This window comes from Vibrio sp. V39_P1S14PM300 (assembly GCF_009904765.1).
Classification (GTDB): domain Bacteria; phylum Pseudomonadota; class Gammaproteobacteria; order Enterobacterales; family Vibrionaceae; genus Vibrio; species Vibrio proteolyticus.
The window spans coordinates 1-3,755 of sequence record NZ_WXWP01000184.1 but is presented as its reverse complement, the minus strand read 5'-3'; the positions used below and the strand labels follow the sequence as shown (position 1 = coordinate 3,755).

Genomic DNA, 3,755 nt, shown 5'->3' with positions numbered 1-3,755 from the left:
AGGTAAGAGAAATGAAAAAATATAATAAGACCCTATTGGTAAGTGCAATAGCATTAGGGTTAATGTCAACGTCGGGCATTGCCAACAGTTACACCTCTTCAGACAGCGCAGAAACTCATGTCAATCTGGCCATCAATCCTATTTCGTATGACACCATTCTGGGTGAAAACGGCGCTTTTATCGACTTGGATACCGATGAGTTTATTCTTAACCAACAAGAGTGGTTTCAAATCCAAGTATACGCAGAAGGCGCACTGTCATTACCGATTACTGAAACCGGTATGAAATCCGCCTTGAGCATTCCTGACGACATCCCGTTTACGGATTTTCAGGCTTTACTGGATCAGTATGTGGAAGTACACGATAAGGCCTATTTCTGGAAGCAGGATTTGTATCCAGATATCGTGAAACTCTCTCTGACACTGGCGAACTATTCTGACATACAGAACAACCTGATTGACCCGATTAGCAATTCACTGAACGTCATTCTCAGTAAAGCCGCCCTGCAAGACGAGGCGTCAAAAGCAGAAGTCGAAAATCACCGTAAAATGGCGATTGGCTACATCACCGCGTTAAAAAACTTTTCTCTGCAGTATCAACAACAAGTGGCGGATATCGAAACAGAACTGCGCGACTTTTCCGCCGCGCTGGAAACACAACAAGCACAGCTCAATACATTAGAGAGTACTCACAGTGAGTATCTGACCGATGACGGGAGCGAACTGCAGCAACGCCTGAAAGATCTGCAAGACCGAATTAAGCAGTTGAATGCGGACTATGATCACTACACAACCGTTGCAGCCACCGCCGTCACTTACGCCTGGTTCCCTGCTGTTGCTATCCCTATCATGGGCGTATACGGCGACAAAGCGGAAAAAGCGCGTAAGCTACGCAACTCTTTGACCGAAGAAGCGGCTGACGTCGAATCAAAACTCAACTATACGCAGAAAATTTACAACACCTATCAACGTTCAACCCAAAGCATCCAGGTCATTTCAGAGAAAATTGATCATGCAATTCCGCACATCAATAAACTCAAACTGCACTGGCAAAAGCTGAATACCGATTTTGAGTCGCTACTGATTGCCTTGAATGCAGCAGAACAAGACGCATCAATCCTGGAGTCCAGTGTGTTCATGGGTGCAGCAGGGGCCATCGCTAACACCACAGTAGCGGAGAAAAACTGGAGAGATATCAGCGAGAAAGCCAAAGCTTTTGCTAATAATGCGTACATCCAAGAAATAAAGTAACACCTATAAATAAACTCACTGCCCGGCTTTTATTTCCGGGCATTAATTTATCCTGCGTATAAAAAATAATTTTAAGGAAAATTTTTATGAAATTTCTTCCTATTTTAATTTCACTGACTCTGTCACCCTCTATTGTTTTGGCAAACGACTGGCTGGAAGTTAATAATCTTCCTGGAAACGTAAATATTCCATCCTGGACAGAAAAAGCTTATATTAATAATTCTGTGATATCCCGAACCACATCCGACTTATACGTCAATTTCAGCGATTGGATAGCCGAACAGAATTTATATGTGACTAAACCGACTCGTGTTGTTTTGTTTGCCGATACACTAGAAATTGATGAGAACTTTAATCATCTGATCGACAATCAGAACATTCTGATCTTCGCTCGCCGTGTCATTGGCCATGGCACAGCCAACTTTGTTTTAGGCAAAGAAGGGGCTGTTGCTTCCTTTACCATCATTGCTGATCACGTTGAGCCGACCATTAATATTCTGGCATTTCGAAGCAACGACACCGTCAGCGTCGATAAACTCAATGACGCAGATACACTTGGCATTTCTGTGTTAACTGCCGGAGACACTTATCGCAGCGTGGACATTACCACCAACCTCAATGAATACCTGCTACAGCACACGGCCTCTCTGGTGGATATCGAGGGTCGCATCTTTGATGCTGCGAGCGCGGTGTTTGATACCAACCCTGTTGTGGCAGGTAAAATGATTGACTGGGCAGAAAGAACCCTGCGCTTGTCAGATGATGCCCTGGAAAAAGATCCCCTGCTTGCTGATTTGTATTTGCAGGCGGTTGCTTTTCAGCAGTTCATTACGCTCAGCGCGCAGTCCGACCAGTACGTGCCACGGCTTGACCGGACTTTGTATAAAGACAAATACCGCGCTTATCTGGATGCTATGGCTGCATATCAAGCCCAGTGGGATCTGGCTTCAGACCGCCAGACTAAAATTGAGGACAAGCTGGACGCCGCTCAACGAGCTCTGGACAATGTCACCGATGTCTTAAACGCGCAACAGTCTATCATTGATCAGAGCGACAAAAACATCAGCAAGCTTCATGAGAGCCTCAGTGCACTTGAAAAGCGCTACAATACACAAGAGCTGACGGCGCTGAGCGCACGAAGCAATTATGTTTATGGTGTTGAAGTGTGGAAAACGCAGCAGGAGCTAAACGCGGCCCTGCAGATTTTTCAGGCCATTGCCGAGCTCGGCAGCGCCATCAGCGGCGTGTTTACTGGCAACCTTGGGGCCGTTAACGACCTCACTGAGCAGCTATCCCAAACACCTGAAACCTTGTCTAAGGCCAAGAATCTGGTCACAAACATCAAGAACGTCACCGGCATTATTGACAACATCAGTAAATCCATCGGTGGAATCGCCAAGCTGACCAATGAAGCCAAAGGCAGTATCAAAATTCAAAAAATCGCCGGAGCCCTGGACACGTTTAATTTTGCGCTGCCAACGATTGAAGAGAGTAACCTTGCCTGGGATCTGATGCTGGCAGAAGTGCGCAGCAATCTGCGCTTTGCCGACAGTTTGGGTATCAAAGGCGCGCGACAATATCTATTGGAACTGGAGAAGCAGGTATTATTGGGGAAAGGCATCAACACCGCCCAACTCAATCTGGCTCACGAACAGGCGAAAATGCTGGATATGCTGTTAACTCAGGAAGTATCTCAAAATCAGCAAGCTCGATTGCAACAAGCTATCACGGATTACCAACAAGAATCCGGCCAGTTTGATATCATCGAGAAAGAGCTATCACGGATGCTGACTCACTTCAAACGCCCCATGTTCATTGCACTGGCCAATTACAAGCAAGCGTATAAGTACTGGGCATTAAAAGAAAGCAGCCTCAAACCATCACTCAACAAAAGTGCGTTGGATTATCAAAGTGATCTGGCTACGATTGAATCTGAATATCTCAACGCACTTGAGCGGTTTGACCCTGCACCACAAGACAGCCTGGCAGTCACAGATTTTATCATCGATGATCAGACGCAGTTACAGAGCCTGGCCGAACATGGTGAATTGAATGTGCAACTCGCGTTGGATAATGAAAAATTCTGTCGCTACGACCGCGTTCGCCTGTCGACTTTGCGTGTTTACCTGGAAGGCGAATCGTTGCCTTACGGTCAGGAATTCAACCTCAAGCTATCCAACTCAGGCAACTATCAGGATCGCTTCAAAGACCAACAATTTGCGTTCAGTTCAACACCACTTAACCGTTCGTTCGATTATCGCCTGGATGACGCTCAACATAACCAGACCAGTATTATTCTCGACGGCGCGGTGGCGAATAAACTGGCGTACGCGTATTTTGAACCGACCCCATTCACGACGTGGAATGTCAAAGTGGCGGATTTCGGCCAGGCCGATACTCAATATCTGCAAAACGTAGAACGAGTTCGCTTTGAATTTCTGGGCAGCGGTATTCCCGGAGAGCGCAACTGCAATCAATAACCACTCGAGGCTTCCCATCCGGGGG

2 protein-coding genes are annotated in these 3,755 nt (G+C 46.4%); both read left to right on the top strand.

The features are described 5' to 3' along the window. The first annotated feature begins 11 nt into the window (after positions 1 to 11). Entirely contained in the window at positions 12 to 1,250 is a 1,239-nt protein-coding gene (locus tag CAG65_RS09400) for an alpha-xenorhabdolysin family binary toxin subunit A (protein ID WP_161453461.1), read from the top strand. 86 nt (positions 1,251 to 1,336) lie between these two features. Continuing rightward, the gene (locus CAG65_RS09395) at positions 1,337 to 3,730 is read left to right on the top strand and encodes a hypothetical protein (RefSeq protein WP_161453460.1); all 2,394 of its coding nucleotides are present in this window, start codon (positions 1,337 to 1,339) and stop codon (positions 3,728 to 3,730) included. Positions 3,731 to 3,755: the final 25 nt, after the last annotated feature.

Coding starts and splice junctions, on each gene's coding strand:
- CAG65_RS09400 (WP_161453461.1), top strand. CDS start 12: ATGAAAAAATATAATAAGACCCTATTGGTAAGTGCAATAGCATTAGGG.
- CAG65_RS09395 (WP_161453460.1), top strand. CDS start 1,337: ATGAAATTTCTTCCTATTTTAATTTCACTGACTCTGTCACCCTCTATT.